Source organism: Mesorhizobium australicum WSM2073, assembly GCF_000230995.2.
GTDB classification, from domain to species: Bacteria; Pseudomonadota; Alphaproteobacteria; order Rhizobiales; family Rhizobiaceae; genus Mesorhizobium; species Mesorhizobium australicum.
Map to the genome: position 1 here is coordinate 2,068,626 of NC_019973.1, position 19,625 is coordinate 2,088,250.

At 63.0% G+C, this 19,625-nt stretch carries 19 protein-coding genes; 11 read left to right on the plus strand and 8 right to left on the minus strand.

From position 1 onward, the window contains the following. Nucleotides 1-174: 174 nt before the first annotated feature. Genes MESAU_RS09935 through MESAU_RS09950 form a run of 4 tightly spaced genes read right to left on the minus strand, consistent with a single transcriptional unit; the run spans nt 175 to nt 4,948 of the window. On the minus strand, nt 175-1,011 hold the full coding sequence (locus tag MESAU_RS09935) for a hypothetical protein (RefSeq protein WP_015315916.1): 837 nt from the start codon (nt 1,009-1,011) through the stop codon (nt 175-177). Beyond that, nucleotides 992-2,407 (minus strand): flagellar protein export ATPase FliI, encoded by a 1,416-nt coding sequence (gene fliI, locus MESAU_RS09940; protein WP_015315917.1) that lies wholly within the window; start codon nt 2,405-2,407, stop codon nt 992-994. The genes MESAU_RS09935 and fliI overlap by 20 nt, the downstream gene beginning before the upstream one ends. A gap of 1 nt (nt 2,408) precedes the next feature. After that, nucleotides 2,409-3,134 (minus strand): flagellar basal-body rod protein FlgF, encoded by a 726-nt coding sequence (flgF, locus tag MESAU_RS09945; protein WP_015315918.1) that lies wholly within the window; start codon nt 3,132-3,134, stop codon nt 2,409-2,411. A 2-nt stretch (nt 3,135-3,136) separates the two neighbouring features. Next, nucleotides 3,137-4,948 carry a DUF1217 domain-containing protein gene (locus MESAU_RS09950; protein WP_015315919.1) on the minus strand — a complete coding sequence of 604 codons (1,812 nt, stop codon included), beginning with the start codon at nt 4,946-4,948 and terminating at the stop codon, nt 3,137-3,139. Nucleotides 4,949-5,104: 156 nt separating this feature from the next. Here MESAU_RS09950 and motA point away from each other — a divergent pair, with 156 nt between their 5' ends. Genes motA through MESAU_RS09980 form a run of 6 tightly spaced genes read left to right on the plus strand, consistent with a single transcriptional unit; the run spans nt 5,105 to nt 9,938 of the window. Beyond that, nucleotides 5,105-5,980 (plus strand): flagellar motor stator protein MotA, encoded by an 876-nt coding sequence (gene motA / locus MESAU_RS09955; protein ID WP_015315920.1) that lies wholly within the window; start codon nt 5,105-5,107, stop codon nt 5,978-5,980. A 32-nt stretch (nt 5,981-6,012) separates the two neighbouring features. After that, a complete protein-coding gene (locus MESAU_RS09960; RefSeq protein WP_015315921.1) occupies nt 6,013-6,960 on the plus strand; it encodes a FliM/FliN family flagellar motor switch protein in 948 nt (315 codons plus the stop codon). A gap of 17 nt (nt 6,961-6,977) precedes the next feature. Continuing rightward, the gene (gene fliN / locus MESAU_RS09965) at nt 6,978-7,364 is read left to right on the plus strand and encodes a flagellar motor switch protein FliN (RefSeq protein WP_015315922.1); all 387 of its coding nucleotides are present in this window, start codon (nt 6,978-6,980) and stop codon (nt 7,362-7,364) included. Nucleotides 7,365-7,407: 43 nt separating this feature from the next. Next, nucleotides 7,408-8,421 carry a flagellar motor switch protein FliG gene (locus MESAU_RS09970; RefSeq protein WP_015315923.1) on the plus strand — a complete coding sequence of 338 codons (1,014 nt, stop codon included), beginning with the start codon at nt 7,408-7,410 and terminating at the stop codon, nt 8,419-8,421. 3 nt (nt 8,422-8,424) lie between these two features. Continuing rightward, nucleotides 8,425-9,507, plus strand: a complete 1,083-nt coding sequence (gene flhB / locus MESAU_RS09975; RefSeq protein WP_015315924.1) for a flagellar biosynthesis protein FlhB — start codon at nt 8,425-8,427, stop codon at nt 9,505-9,507. Further along, the gene (locus MESAU_RS09980; RefSeq protein WP_015315925.1) at nt 9,504-9,938 is read left to right on the plus strand and encodes a hypothetical protein; all 435 of its coding nucleotides are present in this window, start codon (nt 9,504-9,506) and stop codon (nt 9,936-9,938) included. The genes flhB and MESAU_RS09980 overlap by 4 nt, the downstream gene beginning before the upstream one ends. 24 nt (nt 9,939-9,962) lie before the next feature. Here MESAU_RS09980 and MESAU_RS09985 read toward each other — a convergent pair whose 3' ends face one another. The 4 genes from MESAU_RS09985 to MESAU_RS10000 all read right to left on the minus strand — a co-directional run bounded on the left by MESAU_RS09985 (nt 9,963) and on the right by MESAU_RS10000 (nt 13,679). After that, complete coding sequence (locus MESAU_RS09985) at nt 9,963-10,733, minus strand: helix-turn-helix transcriptional regulator (RefSeq protein WP_015315926.1); 771 nt, start codon at nt 10,731-10,733, stop codon at nt 9,963-9,965. Next, nucleotides 10,730-11,440, minus strand: coding sequence for a helix-turn-helix transcriptional regulator (locus MESAU_RS09990; RefSeq protein ID WP_041163672.1), 711 nt, complete (start codon nt 11,438-11,440; stop codon nt 10,730-10,732). The genes MESAU_RS09985 and MESAU_RS09990 overlap by 4 nt, the downstream gene beginning before the upstream one ends. Nucleotides 11,441-11,910: 470 nt before the next feature. Continuing rightward, nucleotides 11,911-12,942, minus strand: a complete 1,032-nt coding sequence (locus MESAU_RS09995; protein ID WP_015315928.1) for a histone deacetylase family protein — start codon at nt 12,940-12,942, stop codon at nt 11,911-11,913. A gap of 83 nt (nt 12,943-13,025) precedes the next feature. After that, complete coding sequence (locus tag MESAU_RS10000) at nt 13,026-13,679, minus strand: TetR/AcrR family transcriptional regulator (protein ID WP_015315929.1); 654 nt, start codon at nt 13,677-13,679, stop codon at nt 13,026-13,028. 258 nt (nt 13,680-13,937) lie between these two features. Here MESAU_RS10000 and MESAU_RS10005 point away from each other — a divergent pair, with 258 nt between their 5' ends. The 5 genes from MESAU_RS10005 (at nt 13,938) to MESAU_RS10025 (ending at nt 19,622) form a co-directional block, all read left to right on the plus strand. Then, nucleotides 13,938-15,620 (plus strand): amidohydrolase, encoded by a 1,683-nt coding sequence (locus tag MESAU_RS10005; protein ID WP_015315930.1) that lies wholly within the window; start codon nt 13,938-13,940, stop codon nt 15,618-15,620. A 136-nt stretch (nt 15,621-15,756) separates the two neighbouring features. Next, nucleotides 15,757-16,851 (plus strand): ABC transporter ATP-binding protein, encoded by a 1,095-nt coding sequence (locus MESAU_RS10010; RefSeq protein ID WP_015315931.1) that lies wholly within the window; start codon nt 15,757-15,759, stop codon nt 16,849-16,851. Then, the gene (locus MESAU_RS10015) at nt 16,851-17,771 is read left to right on the plus strand and encodes an ABC transporter permease (RefSeq protein ID WP_015315932.1); all 921 of its coding nucleotides are present in this window, start codon (nt 16,851-16,853) and stop codon (nt 17,769-17,771) included. The genes MESAU_RS10010 and MESAU_RS10015 overlap by 1 nt, the downstream gene beginning before the upstream one ends. Further along, nucleotides 17,764-18,564, plus strand: a complete 801-nt coding sequence (locus MESAU_RS10020) for an ABC transporter permease (RefSeq protein WP_015315933.1) — start codon at nt 17,764-17,766, stop codon at nt 18,562-18,564. Before MESAU_RS10015 ends, MESAU_RS10020 begins: the two co-directional genes overlap by 8 nt. A gap of 23 nt (nt 18,565-18,587) precedes the next feature. Further along, nucleotides 18,588-19,622, plus strand: coding sequence for an ABC transporter substrate-binding protein (locus MESAU_RS10025; protein WP_015315934.1), 1,035 nt, complete (start codon nt 18,588-18,590; stop codon nt 19,620-19,622). The last annotated feature ends 3 nt before the right edge of the window (nt 19,623-19,625 follow it).

Genomic DNA, 19,625 nt, shown 5'->3' on the forward strand with positions numbered 1-19,625 from the left:
GCCCAAAGACTAGGACGCCAGTCTTGCGCGGACCTTGCGATCGGTCGCTAGAACGTGAAGGCGAAAACGGTGAAGCGGTTTTCGGACGACATCATGCTCCATCCCTTGAAATGGAGACGGATGATTTCAGGACGATCCGACCTGAAATCATCCTCGGCACAAAACCGTGACGGCTTATCTGGAAAGCTCGATCACCCGGTTGGCGCTGGTGAGCATGACCCATTTGCCGTTGCGCTGCTCGATCGCCGATACCTTGCTGGAATCCGGCAGCGTCGAACCGCGCTGGACCATCCACAGGCCGGTGTCGTCCTCGATCATGGCGCGGCCATTGGCGACATGGACCATGCGGAACTTCGCGATGTCGGCGGGGAAGGGTTGCTCGCCGGGCGGTTGCGTTTTGGAATCGTCCTGCACCGTGCCGGTGGCAAGCAGATCTACATCGGCGTTGGGAACGTCCCTGGCGGTCAGCGGCGCGCTGCGCTCGGCGACCACGCCACCTCCCGCACGTCCCGAATTGGTACCGGTGCCGCCGAACTTGATCGCCTGCACGCCGAACTGGTCCTGGTTGAAGAAGATGTACCAGGGAAACAGGGCGCAGGTCAGGCCGAGCGTGATGCCGAGCGCGGCGATGACGACGTCGCTGCGACGGTCCGCCTTCTTCTTGCCCAGTCTGGGGAATTGCGGCTTTGGCGGCTGCGGCCATTCGCTGGCGGCAAACAGGCCATCGATCAGCGATTCGCGACTGGCTTGAGCCATATCGGCAGCCTCGACGCGGGGAAGGGAATTCACAGGGGGCTCGGCAGTCCGGGCCGGCAAAGGCTCGGATCTGGGGAGAGCCGATTTGACGGCCTTGGCCAGAACAACCGCGGTCCGGGCAGCCATGGCGGCGGCGGCGTTTGCCCTGGCGACCCTGGCCTCCTCCGCTCGAGCCTGCTCCGCGGCGTTCGCTTCGGCGATCATCTCGTTCAGGAGGCGCTCGGTGTACTGGCGTTCAGTCTCCTGGTTCGGCATTCTGCTTTCCCTTGAGATGGCGGGCAAGATCGGAGAACGGATCGGCGGACGGACGGTCCCTGGGCGATTGCGTCAGCGCCTCATAGATGACGGGCACCTGGCGTACGGCCATATCGAGTTCAGCGTCGACGCCGCCCTGATAGGCGCCGAGCAGCCGGATGTCGCGCGTGTCCTCGAAGCGGGAGATCATCGACTTCAGCCGCGTCACCAGGGCTCGCTGTTCGACACTCCAGGCCTTGCCGGCCAGTCGCGAGATGGACGACAGCGGATTGACGGGCGGATAGCGGCCCTGTTCGGCGATCGCGCGGTCGAGCACGACATGGCCGTCGAGGATGCCGCGCACCGAATCGGCGACCGGATCGTTGTGATCATCGCCGTCGACCAGCACGGAAATGATGGCCGTGATCGATCCCTTGCCTTCCAATCCTGGGCCTTCGGTTCCAGGTCCGGCGCGCTCGAGCAGCTTGGGCAGTTCGGTGAAGACCGAGGCGGGATAGCCGCGGGCAACCGGCGGCTCGCCGGTTCCCGTCGCCACCTCGCGCAGGGCGTGAGCGAAGCGGGTGATCGAATCCAGCACCAGCAGCACACGGTGGCCCTGGTCGCGAAAATGCTCGGCGACGCGCATGGCGGTGTCTGGCGCGCGCCGGCGCATCATGGCGCTCTCGTCGCTGGTGGCGACGACGGCCACGGTCTTGGCCATGCTGTCGCCGATCGTATCCTCGAGGAATTCGCGGACCTCGCGGCCGCGTTCGCCGATCAGCGCCACGACGACGGTGTCGAACGCGTCGGCGCCGGCGAGCATGGCAAGCAGCGTCGACTTGCCGACGCCCGATCCGGCGAAGACGCCCATGCGCTGGCCGAAGCAGAGTGGCGTGAAGATGTCGATGACCTTGACGCCGGTCATGAAGGCGGTACCGACGCGCTGCCGCGCCATGGCGCCGGGTGTCGCGGCGGCCGCCGACATGTCGTCGCCCCTGACCAAGGGCGGACCACCGTCGATTGCCCGGGTGAGCGCGTCGATGGCGCGGCCGCGCCACGAGGCATGCGGCGCCACCGCGAGCGGACCCCTGCGGAACACGGCATCGCCGATGCCGGCGTCGGCGCTGCGTTCGAAGGGGGCGATCACAACCTCGTCGCGGCTGATTTTGACGATCTCGCCGCGGCGCGAGCCGGACTGACCGCGCTGCTCGACAATGTCACCCAGCCTGGTGAAATCGGAAAGGCCGCGCACCTTGTAGTGCGTTGATGTGACTTCGGTGACGAGCCCGCCGCGCTTGACCAGCCCGTCGCTGTCGCCAAAGCGCCTGATAATCCGCTCCAAAGCGGCAAGCCGATCCAGCGGCGCCGGCTGGAGCTGTCTTTCGGGTGCGCGGAGGGCTGGCTGCTCTGACGACATGCTACGACTTCGAGCCGAGCGTCTTTATCGCCTCCTCGGCGGAGGAATCGGTCTGCCGCATCAGCGCGGCAGTGTTCTCGAAGGCGCGCTGGACCATGATCAGCCGGGTCATTTCCAGCACGGGATTGACGTTGGATTCCTCGAGGAAACCCTGGGCGACGCCGATGTCGGAGCGGTCGGTGACCGGTTCGGGCGTGCGTGCGGGCACAATGCCGGAATTGCCGTAGCGCACGAAATTCTCGCCCGGGTCGAAATTGTAGAGGCCGATGGAGCCGACGAGCTGTTCGTTCTGGCGCAGCGAGCCGTCGGCGCCGGCCTTGGGCGGACCGTTGCGGGGGTCGAGCTGGATCGGCGCCCCGCCGGCGTCGAGCACCGGATGGCCCTCGACCGACATCAGCTCGCCATTCTCGTTCATCGAGAAACGGCCGTCGCGGGTCATGACGGTGCCAACTGGCGTGTCGATGGCGAACCAGGCGTCGCCCTGGATGGCGAAATCGAACGGGTTGCCGGTCTCCGTCATGGCGCCGTGTGCCCCCGACAGAAAGGTCTTGCCGGAGGAGGCGAACGAAACCGACTTCTGCCCTGCGCCAGACACCACGTCCTCGAACTTCACGCCGGTGGCGCGAAAGCCGACGGTGCTGGCGTTGGCGACGTTGTCGGCGATCGTGTCGAGCCGGCGCTCGAGGGCTATCTGCGCGGAGAGGGCAACGTAGAGACTGTCTCGCATGATCAGAACTTCAGTTTCTGCATGGCCATCATCAGGTCGGTGGAGATGCCCGATGTGACCGGTTTGGCAAAGAGCACGCTGACCGACGTCACCGCCGTCGAGGTCGGATTGTTGATCTCGTACATGCTGGTGAAGCGGGTCAGGAACTTGTTCAGTTTCACCGGGTCGGTGAAATCCGAGATGTCGAGCTTCTGCCCGAACAATTGCGCCTGCTTGTCGATGTCGGCGGTGGCGAAAGAATCGGGCAGCCCCAGCGCGGTGCGCACCACGCTGGCAAGCGCCGTGTCGGCCAGCACGTCGTACCAGCTGGTGATGGTTGATGCTTTGCGGTTGAAATAGAGCGCCAGCCGCACGCCCTCATTGGTCTTGCCGGCGTCCTCCTCGAGAGTCTGGCGCATGTAGTTGTCGACGGTCGGCTGCTGCGCCGGATTGATGGTGGTGGCTGCTTCGCCGTACTGCTCGAAGTTGAAAGCGGCGGCGAGCCCGGCATAAGCCTTGTTCGTCATCTTGTTGGCGACGCTGTCGGCGTCGCGAATGCCCCCGGTCAGCACGCTGCGGATGAGATCCTTGCTTTCCGTCGCCGGATCGAGTCCGTAAGCCGAGAGCGCATAGTTGTACAACCGGCTGTTGGCCATCAGGTCGTCGATGGATTTCACGTTCGTGACGTTGGCAAGGTAGTATGCGGTCTCCGATTTTATGGAGTCCGCGTTCGGCGGGATCAGGCCAAGCGCCGACCCCGTGGTGTAGATCTTCGGCGTGTCTTTCAGCACCTCGTCGCGCGACGTTGTCTGATCGCCATATTGGGCAAAGTTGAACGCCGTGACGAAGTTGGCGTAGCGTTTGTCTGTCAGCTTGTTTGCCGGGCTGTTGGGATCGCTGACGCCGCCCGCCAGCATCGTGCTGATCTGCAGCGGCTTTTCGGTCGACGCATCCAGTCCGTAGGAAGCCATCGCGAAGGTGAGCAGGCGCTTGTCCGCCATGAGATCGTCGATCGACTTCACCTTGGAGATGTTTGCCGCGTAATAGTCCGCCTCGCCCTTGACATACTGGGCGCTCGGTTCGACCAATTTCAGTCCGGTTCCGGCCACATAGCCTTTCGGCACCGCCTGCTGGGCAGCATCGCGCGTGGTTGTCTGATCGCCATACTGGGCGAAGTCGAAGGCCGAGACAAAGTTGGCGTAGCTCTTGTCGGTCAGTTTGTTGGCGGGACTGTTGGGGTCGCTGACGCCACCTTCGAGCATGGCCCTGACGGTTGCGGCCGGTTCGGTCTCGGCGTCGAGGCCGAACGCGGCCATCGCGTATGTCAGCAGGCGGCTGTTGCCCATCAGGTCTTCGATCGACTTCACATTGGAGATGTTGGTGACGTAGTAGGCGGTTTCACTCTGGTAGTAGGAGAGTCCTGTCTGCGAGGCGCCGATCTGGACTTGCAGCGCATAGTTGCTGGTCACCAGTTGCTGCGCCTTGTTGTAGATCGTCGCATTAGGGCCGTTGGCGGCGAAATTGAAGGCGCTGACGAACGCGGCGTAGCGCTTGTCGGTCAGTTTGTTGGCAAAACTGTTGGGATCGGAGACGCCTTCCTTGAGCGCCTTCACCATGAAGGCCTTGGCGTAGTCCATGTTCTCAAGGCCGTAGGCCTTCATGGCGTATTTGAACAGCCGGTCATTTTTGACGAAATCGTCGATCGATTTCACCTTGGTGATGTTGGCGAGATAATATTGGGTATCGCGGTCGACTGTCGGCTGTTGCTCGATGCGGTCGATCGACTTGTTGATGTCTTTGGTGATCAACTGGTAGCTGGTATAGGTACTGAGCAAGGACGCGCCTCCGGCCGAAGCTATGCCAGCACAATAAGCTCACTTCCTTGCGCGAAACTGAATCGCCAACTTTCGTGCCATGGCGGCTCGGATTCAAGCCTCACACAAGGCACGGGGACTATCCCTTGTCCGACGTGAAATGCGGAAGGACCGGTCGTGGGCATTCTGATTGGACTTGTGGTGACGCTTGGCTGCGTCCTTGGCGGCTTCATGGCCATGGGAGGGCACCTGCACGTGCTGGTGCAGCCATGGGAAGCCGTGGTCATCTGCGGCGCCGCACTCGGCACCTTCCTGGTCGCCAATCCGATGAAGACTGTCAAGGATACCGGCAAGGGCATTCTGGAAGCCTTCAAGCAGGCGGTGCCGAAGGAGCAGGACTATCTGGAAACGCTCGGCGTGCTGCACAGCCTGATGCGCGAGTTGCGCTCCAAGTCGCGCAGCGAGGTCGAGGCGCATATCGACAATCCGGAGGAGTCGGCGATCTTCCAGGCCTTTCCGACCGTGCTCAAGAACCACGATTTGATGAATTTCATCTGCGACTACTGCCGCATCATCATCATCGGCAATGCCCGCTCACACGAGATCGAGGCGCTGATGGACGAGGAAATCCAGACCATCAAATCCGACAAGATGAAGGCCTATCACGCGCTGGTCGCGGTCGGCGACGGCCTGCCGGCGCTCGGCATCGTCGCCGCCGTGCTCGGCGTGGTCAAGGCGATGGGCGCGCTTGACCAGTCGCCGGAAATCCTCGGCGGCCTGATCGGCGCGGCGCTGGTCGGCACCTTTCTCGGCATCTTCCTGTCCTATGCGGTGGTCGGACCTGTCGCCACCAAGATCAAGACGGTGCGCGAGAAGAAGAACCGCCTCTACATCATCGTCAAGCAGACGCTGCTCGCCTACATGAACGGTGCGCTGCCGCAGGTGGCGATCGAGTTCGGCCGCAAGACCATCTCCTCCTATGAACGGCCGACCATCGACGCGGTCGAGCAGAGCACCATGAACACCGGCAGCGCCGAGAAGAAGGCCGCCTGAGCGATGCGCGACAGATCGGTGCCAAAACTGTCATGACGAGTCCGGGCAGCCCCTCGCAGGCGCGTTCGTTGATCATCGAGCGTCTGGTCGGCGACAGCGGTGAGACCGATCAGGTCGTCGACGCCGGCCGTGCCATGGCCGAACGCGCCGTGCCGCTGCTGCAGAAGGGACTCTCGGGCGAGCTCGGCATTCCCGTAATTGTCGACCTCAAGGCCGTCGAGGTCAGCCGCGTCCCGGAGGCGCGCTCGCGCGCCGGCGACAATTTCGCGATGACCGTCGTCGGCTCGCCGGCGTCCTCGGACGCGATGACACTCGTCATGGATTCTCCCGCAATCGCGATCATGGTCTCCACCCTGTTCGGCGGCGACCCGGATATGCCGGTGTCGCCGATCGAGCGCGAGCTGTCGTCGATCGAGGCCGATGTCTCGACCATGGTGCTCCAGGAAGTGGCGCAGGCGCTGAACGGATCGGGGCGGCGCTCGCTCGAACTGCGGCTGCCCGCACCCCGCGCCATGTCGGGGATCGAGGCCAGGCGGCACGTGTTGCGCGACGGTGCCGCGATCCGCATCGTCCTTGGCATCTCGACGCCGGTCGACAGCGGCTCGATTACCGTGACGATGCCGCAGCGCATCGTGCTGGCGGGCCGCGATGCCACGGCCAGCATCAGCGAGGACGATCATGGCACCAGTTGGCGGGCACGCTTTTCGGAAGAGGTGATGCGCTCGACCGTAGCGCTCGAGGCCACCATGCCGCTGGCGCGGCTGACGCTGGGCGACCTCGCCAACCTCGAAGTGGGCCAGGTCATCGACTTCGAAGAAACGGCGCAATCGCGGGCTCGCCTCGGCGCGCGCGGCCAGACGCTGTTCGTATGCGAGTTCGGCAAACTGGGGCAGAATTACACCGTCCGAATCAGGCATCCTTTCGATGCCGGGCAGGATTTCATCGATGGGCTCATGCCGGCTGGTGCCGGGCGCGCCTGAGCTTTTGGAGACGACGCATGGCCAAGACCAAGGTAGAAGCAGAGCTCGACCAGCCGGACGAGCAGCTCGATCGCGCCATCGAGGAATTGCGGGGGGTCCTGCACGAAGAAGAGCAGCGCCCCGATGCGGCGTTCCGGGCTGCCGCGGGGGCCAATTCAAGCGTCATCATGAACATCCCCGTCGATGTCCAGATCATCCTCGGCAGCACCGAGATGGCGGTTGCCGATCTGATGGCGCTGCAGAAGGGGTCGACGGTCGCGCTCAATCGCCGCATCGGCGAGCCGGTCGATGTCGTGGTGAACGGCCGCAAGATCGCGCGCGGCGAGATCACCGTGCTCGAAAGCGACCCTTCGCGCTTTGGCATCAGGCTGACCGAAATCATCGCCGGCACGAAGGGCGCCTAGACATGGATCGCGGAGCTCGCCGGTGGCGGCGGAGGCGAAAGGCATGACGACGCCGCTGACGACCCTGACGCGCGCGCAGAAGGCGGCCGCCATATTGGTGGCGATGGGCAAACCGTCCGCCAGCCGCCTGTTGAAATTCTTCAAGCAGGAAGAGCTGAAGGCGCTGATCGAGGGCGCGCGGCTGCTCAGGACCATTCCGCAGAGCGATCTCGAGCGCATCGTCGCCGAATTCGAGGCCGAGTTCACCGAGGGCGCCGGCCTGCTCGATTCCGCCGACAGGATGGACACCATTCTCAACGAGTCTCTCTCGCCCGAAGAGATGAGTGCCATCATGGGCGACAAGAAATTCGAGGTCGCGCCTGAAGGGCCGCCGCCGATCTGGCCCGATCTCGAAAAGCTCGAACCCTCGCGGCTGGGCGCCTTCCTGGCGGGCGAACACCCGCAGACGGCGGCCATGGTGCTGTCGAAACTGGCGCCGCAGGCGGCGGCGAGTGTGCTTTTGACACTGACGAAGCCGATGCGCGGCGAGATCATCAAGCGCATGGTGACGATGGCCAACGTTCCGGCCGCCGCCACCAGGATCGTCGAGAACCGGCTGCGCTCCAGCGTGCTGTCAGATACCTCCACCAAGGACACTTCGGCCGGGCAGGCGCGCGTCGCCAGCGTGCTCAACGAGCTGGAAAAGCCCCTGCTTGAGGAGGTCATGCAGGATCTCGAAGCCGCCGGCACGCCCGACCTCGACGGTGTCCGTGCCCGGCTGTTCGCTTTCGACGACCTGCCGCTGCTCACCCAGAAGGCGCGCGTGCTTTTGTTCGACGGGCTGTCGACCGAGCTTGTCACGCTGGCGCTGCGCGGCACGTCGGCGGCACTGGCCGAGGCGGTGCTGTCGGCGATCGGCGCGCGCTCGCGACGCATGATCGAGGCCGAACTCGGGCAAGGCTCGGAGGGTGTCCCGGCCGCCGACATCATGGCTGCGCGCAAGACGATCGTGACGACCACCATCCGCCTGTCGCGCGAAGGGGCCTTCGAACTTCCCTCGACGCAGAACGCCGCCTAAGGCATGTCCGACGCCACCGACAAGGACTCGAAAACCGAAGAGGCGACGGAAAAGAAGATCCGCGATACCATCGAACAGGGCAAGCTGCCCCATTCGAGGGAAACGGCGCTCCTCGCCTCGTTCGTCGCCATACTGGTGTTCACAGTCTTCTATGCCAAGGACGCCGTCGTCGATCTCAGCACGTTCCTGTCGATGTTCCTGGAGAAGCCCGAGGCTTGGCCGATGGACACCGAGACCGATGTCATCGCGCTTTACAAGCAGGTCTTGTTCGAAGTGGGTCGCGCCGTCGTGAGCCTGCTGGTGCTGCTGACGGTTGCCGGCATCGGCGCCTCCGTGCTGCAGAACATGCCGCAATTCGTCGGCGAGCGGATCAGGCCGCAGATGTCGCGCATATCGATCGCCAAGGGCTGGAACCGGATGTTCGGCGCCCAGGGCTGGGTCGAGTTTTTGAAATCGCTCGCAAAGGTCGGTTTCGCCATCACCGTGCTCACCTTCACGCTGTCGGAGGACCACCGCAAGCTGCTTGCCGGGATGATCACCAATCCCGTCGCTTTCGGCCTCGTCATCCGTGGCATCGCCGTCGACATACTGGTGGCGATCGTGTTCGTCATGGGACTGATCGCGGCGATCGACATCGTCTGGTCGCGCTTTCACTGGAAGCAGGACCTGCGCATGAGCAAGCAGGAGGTCAAGGACGAGTTCAAGCAGTCCGAAGGTGACCCGATCGTCAAGTCGCGGCTGCGCTCGTTGGCGCGCGACCGGGCGCGTAAGCGGATGATGACCGCAGTGCCGCGCGCGACGCTCGTTATCGCCAATCCGACCCATTTCTCGATTGCGCTGAAATATGTGCGCGACGAAGATTCGGCGCCGCTGGTCGTAGCGAAAGGGCAGGATCTGGTGGCGCTGAAAATCCGCGAAATCGCCAAGGAGCATAACGTCCCGATCTTCGAGGACGTGGCGCTCGCCCGCTCCATGTACAAGCAAGTTTCGGTCGATAATGTGATCCCATCACAATTCTACCAGGCCGTCGCCGAACTGGTGCGGATCGTCTACTCGAAAAAGGCTGAGCGCAGACAGATTTCATGAACCGGCAACCGCACGCAAAATCCCGCGAGATCATCGTCGCCAGCGCCATCGAACAGGTGGTGGTGGAGCTCAGGCTGATCGACGTCGCCGACTATATCGCCTTCATCCGGCTGGAGCATTTCGCCTGCCTGTCGGATCTGGTCGATTCAGCGGCGGAGCTGTTCTTCATGCCGGGTACGCTTAGGCTCGGTCATGGCGGCGAGGCACATGTCGACTGGAGCGGCAGCCCGCGCATCGTGCTCGATCTGGAACTCAGGCCGCCCGGCGTGACCGTCTATTTCCAGCTGACGCTGAGCGAGACCGGCAGCACGGTCCTGGTCAATTACGTGTCGTTTGAAAAGCCGGGCGAAGACCCCGGGCACAACACGGCGCTGCTGGAGGCGGTGATCGAACAGGCCCGCATTCGCAAGGTCGAACCGCTGGCGTTCTAAAGCGCTTCCTTCAGCCGAGAGCGGCTACTCGATAAGCCCCAGCCGCAACGCCTTGGCGACCGCTTGGTTGCGGTTGACCGCATTGAGCTTTTGGGTCGACTGGGTGAGGTACTGGTTGGCGGTGTGCACCGACAGTTTCAGGAGCCGCGCGATCTCCTCGCTGGTGTTGCCGTTGGCGGTCAGCTTCAGGCATTCAAGCTCGCGCTTGGAGATCGAGCGCATTCTGCCGACGTCTCCCGGACGCATCCGCGCGACGGCGGCGAACAGCGAGAAGCAGCGAGCGTGAATTTCGTAGAGCGCATCCTGCGCCAGCGCGATCTCCGATCCCAGGAAGACGACAAGACCGCATTGACCGCGATCGGCATGGACGGGGAAGGCAATGCCGCTCGACCCGGGTGTCAGCGGCGCCATCTGTCCGGTCCAGGCGAGATTGCCGAACATGTCGGCCATGGCCGCCACGCCATCATCCGTCCACCAGCGCGGCTCGGTTGAAATCCGGCTATGGCGAACGATGTCCTCGCCATTGGCGCCTGAAATGAACTTGGTGGCCACCGCGACGCCTGGATAATCTGAATCAAAGCACGGGACCAGCCGCGCGCGCTCCGGCGACGGGCTGACGAAGTACAGGCCGAAGGCCGAGGCATTGATGTCGACTGAGATCCAGCGGCAGCGGCGCACCGCATCGGGAATGGTGACGGCGTGATGTGTTTCGGATCCCAGCGAGAAGGCACCGAACGGGCTGCGCTGCTCGTTGAAAAGGGCCTCCGCGGCCTCCTTGATGTCGGCGTGTTTCAAATGATGCCACTCCTGATCGCCGTGGCGATGGCCATCGCACGGTTCGAGGCCGCGAATTTCTGGATGGCGTGGGTGATGTAGCTGTTGACGGTGTTGGAGGAGACGCCAAGGATCACCGCCACCTCGTCGGTGGTCTTGCCTTCCGAGACCCAGAACAAGCATTCGCGCTCGCGGTCCGACAGCGGATCCTGCATCGCCGCGGCGGCGATCAACTGCGGGATGTGCGAAAGCGCGTAGCAGCATTTCAGCTGCGCCTTCATCAGCGCCGGCTGGTCGATCCGGCCGGCGGCGGCCGCCGAGAACAAGGCGAACAGGCGCTGACGGCCGACATTCAGCCGCAGTGAATAGACCTCGGCATGGCCGAGCACGTCGAGGAGCCGAGCCTCTTCGCCCGAGACCAGCCCGCCGGCATCCGGCGCCTGGGCCGCCACCAGCGGCGTCGGACGGATACCGGGTGCGGCGGTGAGCGGGCCTTGTGCAAGGCCGGCGATCAGCCGCTTGCCGATCAACTCGATGGCGTCGAAGATCCAGTTCGAAGACACGATACGTGCATCGTTGCGGTCCTGGTCATGGACGATGGCGACCAGCATGTAGCTGTCGGCGCCGATCTCGGCGGTCAGCTCCATGAAGAAGGAGGTGAGATCACCGCGCGACGTCAGGCGCGAGCCCAATGTGTCGGATTGAAGAGGCGCGGCGGGACTGCTCATCTGCTGCTTTTTGGTCGGAATCAATTCTGATGCCCGGCTGCTGGAGTGCCAGCCGCCGAACCCGAAAACGCGTTACTTTTACGAGACACACACGAGGCGCGGGGCCGCGCCCAACCAGACGGAATCCATTCAGGGAACGCGAGACATCCGCGTCTGGCGCCGGAAAAATTCCGGAACGTGAGACTTTGGGTGGTCGCCGCGCCCCCCGAGGACCGGCTGATTCGGGTCTAATCTACCCGCAGATGAATCCGACATCAAACGCGATTTGACAAAATCGAATCCGGTGGACTCGACCTGCGACTCAGCGGCCAATTTCTTTGCATTTCCTGGGCACGGAAATCGAGCCGCGCAGGCCGGCCATGATTTTTGCGAGGCTTACGCGGCGCCTCAGGATGCAAAAAAGGGGCGGCTGCCGCCACCCTTCCTTTGTCCGTCCTCCCCGCAGGCGCTCCGCTTTCTGGACGACCGCTCTACCGATCCTCGAACCCGGTCAGCACGCCGACGGCATTGATGCCGATCTCCTCGACGGCATAGCCGCCTTCCTGGACGAACAGCGTCGGCAGGCCGAGCTTGGCGATGCGCTGGCCGATCTTCGGATAATCCAGGCTTTTCAGCTTGAACTGGCTGATCGGGTCCTTTTCGAAAGTGTCGACGCCGAGCGAGACGACGACGATGTCGGGAGCGTAGGCGGCGAGCCTGGCGCAGGCATCCTCCAGCGACACGTTCCAGGCATCCCAGCCGGTGCCGAAGGGCATGGGGTAGTTGAGGTTGAAGCCTTCGCCGGCCCCCGCGCCACGCTCATCGGCATGGCCGAGGAAGAACGGGTACTCGACCATCGGATCACCGTGCAGGTTGAGAACCTGTACGTCGGCGCGGTCATAGAAGATCTCCTGCGTGCCGTTCCCGTGGTGATAGTCGACGTCGAGGATCGAGATACGCTTGGCGCCCTGGTCGCGGAACCATTGCGCGGCGACGGCCGCGTTGTTGATGTAGCAATAGCCGCCCATGAAGCCGGCCCCGGCATGGTGGCCGGGCGGACGGCAGAGCGCGAAGGCCGACCTCTCGCCGTCCTTGACCAGGCCGGCGGCGGTCAGGGCGACGTCAAAGGACGATTTGATCGCGGCCCAGGTGCCCTCGACGAAGGTGGCGCCGCCGTCGAAGGAATAGTAGCCGAGCAGGGCGTCGATGCGCTTGGGCGGCACGTCGCCGCGCAGTCCGCGCGTCGGCCAGGTGAAGGGCATCGCGGTGCCCGCATGGCCCTCGGCGATCCATTGCGGCCAGACGGTCGGCAAGAAGTCGATGTAGTCGGCCCTGTGGACGCGCTTGGCGGCGGCAAGGTCGTGCTCGACCGGCGCGATGATCGGCCCGAGCTTCTCGCTTTCGACCCGCGCCTTGATGAACTCCGCCCGCGAGGGCTTTTCGAAGCCGGGCACGATGGCTGAGGTGACCAGTTCCATCTGCCCGGCATGACCGGCGTGAAGCGGCGAATAGACAGTCTTCATGAAATTCCTCTCGAAGTGCGAAGCTAAGGCAATTCCAGGAAAGGTGTGAAGCGGTTTTCCGTCCGGAATTGCATTGAAGCCGGTTAGTCAAGGTTGAGGTAGGGGCTCACCAAGGCGAGCCACATGGTTTCCACATCGTCCTCGATGAGGTCGAACGTCCTGCGGTCCTTCTTCAGTCCAACGAGCCGGCAGACGTGCCCGACCTCCATCATCAGCACGCCGAGCCGGCTGGCGATCTTGCCTTCGAGTGCGGGGTTCACATGCTGCAGCCATGCAGCATAGAGGGCGATGATCTGGTCGTCATATTCGTTCTGGATCGGCCGCAGGTCGGCATTGCCTGAAATGGCCTCGATCACCGGCATCAGGGTGGCGTTTTCGAGGTAGAGCTTCGACGTGTCGATGAACAGCTTGCGCACTTCCCGCCGAAATTCTTCGCGGTTGGTGGGCGGGGCGACCTTGATGCGCCTCGCGATCACCTCGGGAAAGGATGACAGCCAGCGCCGGGCGAGATCCAGAAGAATGGCTTCCTTGTTGGGAAAGTACTGGTAGACCGAACCGACCGACAGGCCCGCGCGCTGCGCGATGGCGAGCGTCGTCGGTGTCCTGGTTCCTTGCTCACGCGTCAGGATCAGCGCCGCGTCGAGAATCCTGTCGACCACCTTGCTGGACCGTTGTTGCCGCGGCTGCTTGCGCGGCTCGAGCGCTATCCTGGTTTTGCGGTCGAGACTGCGCTTCACTGCTTGATGCCCTCGTTCCCCGCCTGGTCCCAACACAAGCGGGGCGTGCTGTCCACAATACATTCTAAATCCGGCATGTTGACAAACGCGAATAATCAGTCGCATTCTTTATCCACACTGTCTCTTGGGATAACAAGGGAAATTTCGAAGACAGCGTACTGGCATCTATTTTTGTCCCATGGCGCCGCTCCTGTGGAGTGGGTCGTTGGGCACGGGGTTGTCGGGTCTAAAATCAGTCGTCAAAAGCGCGGAGTCGCGATGCCTGTTACGGGTGCGGGTCACAATGCGGATCTGATTGTCATCAACGGTCGTGTGCTGACCATGGACGGTGACAATCCCGCCGCCGAGGCCGTTGCCGTCAAGGACGGCGCCATCATCGCCATTGGCAGCAGCACCTCCATCGAAGTGCTTAAAGGACCGGACACGGAGGTGATCGACGCGCATGGCGGATCGGTGATCCCGGGTTTCATCGAAGCCCACATGCATCTGTTTTCAGGCGCGGCCGAGCTTGCCCATCTGCAACTGGCCGGCGTGCATGGGTTCGAGGCGCTGCGGAAGGCGATCCGCGACTATGCAGTGGCGCACCCCGATGCGCGGATGCTGGTCGGGCAGAGCGTCGACTACACCGTGCTCGACGACGAGCGGGTGACGCGACACCATCTCGACGCGATCCTGCCGGACCGGCCATTCGTCATGGCCGCCCCCGACCACCATACGATGTGGGCCAACACAAAGGCGCTTGAACTGGCCGGCATCCTCAAAGGACGCATGCTTGGTCCGGGCAATGAGATCGTCATGGGCGACGATGGCTTGGCAGCGGGCGAATTGCGCGAGGGCGAGGCCTTCGGCCCGGTTCTCGACCTTGCCGGCGAAGGCCGCGTGCGGCTGGGCCTGGCGACCGGCGGTGAGCCGGACCCGATGCCGTCGGCCGCCGAACGCGCCGCCGACCGCGACATCATGCGGCGCGGGCTTGCCTGGTGCGCGCGCCACGGCATCACCTCGATCCAGAACATGGACGGCAATCTCTACCAGCTCGAACTGCTGGCCGAGATCGAGGCCGAGGAAGGCCTGCCCTGCCGCGTGCAGATCCCCTTCCACTACAAGAACTTCATGACGCTCGACATGCTCGACAAGGCGTCCGTGATGGCCGAACGCTACGACAGCGAATGGCTGTCCTCGGGCATGGTCAAGGTGTTCTACGACGGCGTGCTGGACTCGTGGACGGCTGTCATGGTCGAGCCCTATGCCGATCGTCCCGACTGGGTCGGCGAGCCGCTGTTCACGCCACGGCAGTTCATCGACCTGGCGGTCGCCATCGACAGGCGCGGGCTGCAGATCGCGGTACACTCGATCGGCGACGGCGCCGTGCGTGCCGTGCTCGACGGCTACGAGGCGGCGCAAAAGGCCAACGGCAAGCGTGACAGCCGGCATCGCGTTGAACATATCGAGGTCACCACCCCATCGGATGTGCCGCGTTTTGCCGAACTCGGGGTCATCGCCTCGATGCAGCCGCCGCATCCGCCCGGCGCCATGGATTTCCCGTTGGAGCCGACCGTGTCGCGCATCGGGCAGGCCCGCTGGCCGCTGAGCTATGCCTGGCGCACCTTGAAGGACGCCGGCGCCCATGTCGTGTTCGCCTCGGATTGGCCAGTGTCGCCGATCGACCCGATCCTGGGCATTCAGGCGGCAGTGCTGCGCAAGCCATGGGCAGAAAGCGATCCCGACCAAAGCTTCTCGCTGCATGAATCGATCGCCGCCTACACGGTCGAGGGCGCCTATGCGGAATTCGCCGAGCATCGCAAGGGCATGCTGAAATCCGGCTACATGGCGGATCTGGTGGTGCTGTCGGCCGATATCGAGAAGACGGCGCCGGCCGATCTGCACAAGGTACGGCCGGTGACGACGATCTGCGGCGGCAAGGTCACCTATCAGGCCCGATAATGGCATGAGGCTTGCTGGCTAAAGACTGACTGAACTGTGATTCGATGCCGGGCTTGCCAACCTACCGGCCATGTGGTCACATCCAACAGGGGACAAACTCCGCCAGCAAGAGCGGGGTCAACAGTGAGGCGTAATCGTGCCGGACAAACCGGATCGGAATGCGATTGAAGTAGTAAACGTCAGCAAAATTTTCGGATCGGGTGAGGGGCAGGTCGCTGCTCTCGACAAGGTTTCGGTCTCCATTCGCGAAAACGAGTTCTTCACGCTGCTGGGACCCTCAGGCTGCGGCAAGACCACCTTGTTGCGGCTGATCGCCGGCTTCGACTTTCCAACCGCCGGGGAAATCCTGCTCTACGGTCAGGACATCGCGCCCTTGCCGCCGTTCAAGCGCCCGGTCAACACCGTCTTCCAGTCCTACGCGCTGTTCCCGCATATGACGGTGGCCGACAATATCGGCTTCGGCCTGGAGATGCTGGGCAAGCCCAGGGCCGAGATCAAGGCGCGCGTCGCCGAGATGCTGAAGCTGGTCAAGATGGAAGCGCTGGCCGGCCGCCGCACAGCCCAGATTTCCGGTGGCCAGCAGCAGCGCGTGGCATTGGCCCGGGCATTGGCGCCGCAGCCGAAAGTGCTGTTGCTCGACGAACCGCTCTCAGCCCTCGACTACAAGTTGCGCAAGGAGATGCAGATCGAGCTCAAGCGGCTGCAGCACGAGACCGGCATCACCTTCATCTTCGTCACTCATGACCAGGAAGAAGCGCTGACCATGTCGGACCGCGTCGCTGTGATGTCGTCGGGCAAGATCCTTCAGGTCGGTTCGCCCTGGGATATCTATGACAAGCCGGCGGATCGCTTTGTCGCCGACTTCATCGGCGAAACCAACTTCCTCACCGCCGCCATATCGGGCATCGGCAGCGGCAAGGCGCGCGCGACGCTCAAATCCGGCGCGACCATCGAGGCGACCGTTGCCGAAGGTTTTCAGCCGAAGGACAACGCCACGGTGGTGGTAAGGCCCGAGCACGCCAAGCTGACGAAGGACAAGGGCGACGTGTCGGGCACGGTCGAGAACATCGTCTATTTCGGCACCGACACGCATATCCACGTCCATCTCGACAGCGGCGAGGCCTTCACCGTGCGCCAGCAGAACACGCGCAGCGCAGGCTGCGGTTTCGAGCGTGGCGACAAGGTCGGCATCATGATCGGCAACGATGCCGCGCAAGTGCTGAGGGACTAATGGCGACCGCGGAAGAAGTCGCCAAGGCAGCGGAACGGCGCGATGTCCGTGACCGCTGGCTTCTGTCAGCGCCGGCGCTGCTGGTCATTCTGTTCGCCGCGACCGGCCCGTTGCTGATCGTGTTGGTCTATTCGCTCCTGACGCCGGGCGCATATGGCGACGTGAAATGGCAGTTCTCGGGCGATGCCTGGACGTCGGTGTTCCTGGAGCGCGACATTTTCGACGACACGCTGTCGCTGGCGGCGGCGCATGTCACCATCTTCTGGCGCTCGATCAAGCTTGCGGTTGTGACGACACTCGCCACGTTGGCGCTCGGTTTCCCGACGGCCTACTTCATGGCGACGCGCAGTGAAAAGACCAGGGATCTCTGGCTGTTCCTGATCACCATCCCGTTCTGGACCAACCTGTTGATCCGCACTTTCGCCGTGCTGCAGATCATCCGCAACGAAGGCATCGTCAACACGATCCTGCTCAAGCTCGGCATCGTCTCGGCGCCGGTCCAGATCCTCTACACCGACACGGCGATCCTGATCGGCATGGCCTATGTCTACCTGCCGCTGATGGTTCTGCCGATCTACGCCAGCATGGAGAAGCTCGATTTCCGGCTGGTCGAGGCGGGCTACGATCTTTACGCGACGCGTTTCAAGGTGCTGCGGAAGATCATTTTCCCGCTGGTCAAACCCGGCGTCATCGCCGGCTCGATCCTGGTCTTCATTCCGGCGCTCGGCGCTTATGTGACGCCGAGCGTGCTCGGCGGCGGCAAGAACATGATGCTGTCCAATTTGATCGAACTGCAGTTCGGACAGGGCCGCAACTGGCCGCTCGGCTCGGCACTGTCGATCACAGTGATGATCATCGTTATGGTGGCGCTGCTTGCCTATGTGCGCAATGCCGGGAAGTCGGGGGTGCGGCATGGCTAGCAACTTTTCCATCAAGCACCAGCCGGGTTTCACCGCGATCGCGGCGACTTGTTTCGTTATCCTCTATCTGCCCATCATCGTGCTGGTTATCTACGCCTTCAACGCGGCGAGCTCGACATCCGAATGGGGCGGCTTTTCGCTGAAATGGTTCCAGTCGGCATACCAGAACACTCAGGTCATCGACGCGACGCTGCGTTCCTTCCAGATCGGCTCCATCGCGGCGGTGCTGTCGACCGTCTTTGCCACCATGGCGGCACTCGCCACCACGCGCACGGCGTCGTATCCCGGCCTTACCTTCAAATACGCGGCGATCAACCAGCCGCTGATGGTGCCCGAGATCGTCACCGGCGTGGCGCTGCTGATCTTCTTCTCGCGCATCAAGATCTTCACCGGTTATTCCGGCATCGGCTACCTGGTCGCCGCGCATACGGCGTTCTGCATTCCGTTCGCCTATCTGCCGATCCGGGCGCGGCTGGAGAATATGGACCTGACGCTCGAGCGCGCCGCGGCCGATCTCTACGCGACGCCATGGAAGACCTTCCGCCGCATCACGCTGCCGCTTTTGTGGCCTGGTATCCTGGCCGGCCTGATGCTGGCCTTCGTCATCTCGCTCGATGACGTGGTCATCACAGAGTTCGTCAAATCGGGCGGTCAGGACACGCTGCCCACTTACATGCTCGGCCAGATCCGCCGCGGCATCACACCCGAGATCAACGCGATATCGACCGCCTTCCTGCTGCTTTCGGTCGCGATCGTCACGTTGTTTTTCTTCGTCAGCAGGAAACGAGACTGAAACCGACAATGGGAGTTAAAACCATGAACTGGAAGACAACAGCGACCGCCATGGGGTTGGCGTTGCTTGCCTCGACGGGCCTCGCGCGGGCCGAAGGCGTGCTCAACATCTACAATTGGGGAAACTACACCAGCCCCGACGTGATCAAGAAGTTCGAGGCGAAATACAACATCAAAGTGACGATCACCGACTATGACTCGAACGACACCGCTCTGGCCAAGGTTCGCCAGGGCGGCACCGGCTTCGACATCGCGGTGCCTTCGCAGACCTATGTGCCGATCTGGATCAAGGAAGGCCTCGTCCAGGAGACCGATCCCGGCAAGATGGAGAACGCCAAGAACATCGCGCCCGAATGGGCCAACCCCGACTTCGACCCAGGCCGCAAATACACTGTTCCTTGGGCCTGGGGCACGATCGGCGTCGTCGTCAATACCGACGCCTACAAGGGCCCGGCGAACACCTGGGGCATCATCTTCAACACGCCCGACGAGTTGAAGGGCAAGGTCAACGTCGTGCCCGAGATGGGCGACGTGATGTTCGCGGCGATCAAGTATGTCGGCGGTCAGCAATGCACCGACGACAAGGCGGTGCTGAAGAAGGTGCGCGACCTCCTGGTGGCAGCCAAGCCGAACTGGATCGCCATGGAATACAACACCATCGAGAAGATGGGCGCCGGCGACTTCAAGGCAACCAGCGACTGGAACGGTTCGGCCCTGCGCCAGCGGCTGGCCAACCCGGCCATCCACTTCAACTATCCGAAGGAAGGTTATGGGCTGTGGAGCGACAACGTCGTTGTGCTCAAGGAGGCCAAGAACGTCGAAAACGCCAAGCTGTTCCAGAACTTCATCATGGATCCGGAAAACGCCGCGGGTCTCTCGGCCTTCCACCGATACGCGAACGCCATCACCGGCTCGGACAAGTACATGCCAGCCGACATGAAGGACGCGCCGGAGGTGGTCATTCCGGCCGACGCCAAGCCGCTTGGCGAACTGCAGCAGATGTGCGCTCCGGAGACGCAGGAACTCTACACCAAGATCTGGACCGAACTGCAGAAGTAGTCA

Excerpts from the sequence above, each read along its gene's own strand:
- MESAU_RS09935 (WP_015315916.1), bottom strand. The coding sequence starts at position 1,011 with ATGCCGAACCAGGAGACTGAACGCCAGTACACCGAGCGCCTCCTGAAC.
- fliI (WP_015315917.1), bottom strand. The coding sequence starts at position 2,407 with ATGTCGTCAGAGCAGCCAGCCCTCCGCGCACCCGAAAGACAGCTCCAG.
- flgF (WP_015315918.1), bottom strand. The coding sequence starts at position 3,134 with ATGCGAGACAGTCTCTACGTTGCCCTCTCCGCGCAGATAGCCCTCGAG.
- MESAU_RS09960 (WP_015315921.1), top strand. The coding sequence starts at position 6,013 with ATGACGAGTCCGGGCAGCCCCTCGCAGGCGCGTTCGTTGATCATCGAG.
- fliN (WP_015315922.1), top strand. The coding sequence starts at position 6,978 with ATGGCCAAGACCAAGGTAGAAGCAGAGCTCGACCAGCCGGACGAGCAG.
- MESAU_RS09970 (WP_015315923.1), top strand. The coding sequence starts at position 7,408 with ATGACGACGCCGCTGACGACCCTGACGCGCGCGCAGAAGGCGGCCGCC.
- flhB (WP_015315924.1), top strand. The coding sequence starts at position 8,425 with ATGTCCGACGCCACCGACAAGGACTCGAAAACCGAAGAGGCGACGGAA.
- MESAU_RS09980 (WP_015315925.1), top strand. The coding sequence starts at position 9,504 with ATGAACCGGCAACCGCACGCAAAATCCCGCGAGATCATCGTCGCCAGC.
- MESAU_RS09990 (WP_041163672.1), bottom strand. The coding sequence starts at position 11,440 with ATGAGCAGTCCCGCCGCGCCTCTTCAATCCGACACATTGGGCTCGCGC.
- MESAU_RS09995 (WP_015315928.1), bottom strand. The coding sequence starts at position 12,942 with ATGAAGACTGTCTATTCGCCGCTTCACGCCGGTCATGCCGGGCAGATG.
- MESAU_RS10005 (WP_015315930.1), top strand. The coding sequence starts at position 13,938 with ATGCCTGTTACGGGTGCGGGTCACAATGCGGATCTGATTGTCATCAAC.
- MESAU_RS10015 (WP_015315932.1), top strand. The coding sequence starts at position 16,851 with ATGGCGACCGCGGAAGAAGTCGCCAAGGCAGCGGAACGGCGCGATGTC.
- MESAU_RS10020 (WP_015315933.1), top strand. The coding sequence starts at position 17,764 with ATGGCTAGCAACTTTTCCATCAAGCACCAGCCGGGTTTCACCGCGATC.
- MESAU_RS10025 (WP_015315934.1), top strand. The coding sequence starts at position 18,588 with ATGAACTGGAAGACAACAGCGACCGCCATGGGGTTGGCGTTGCTTGCC.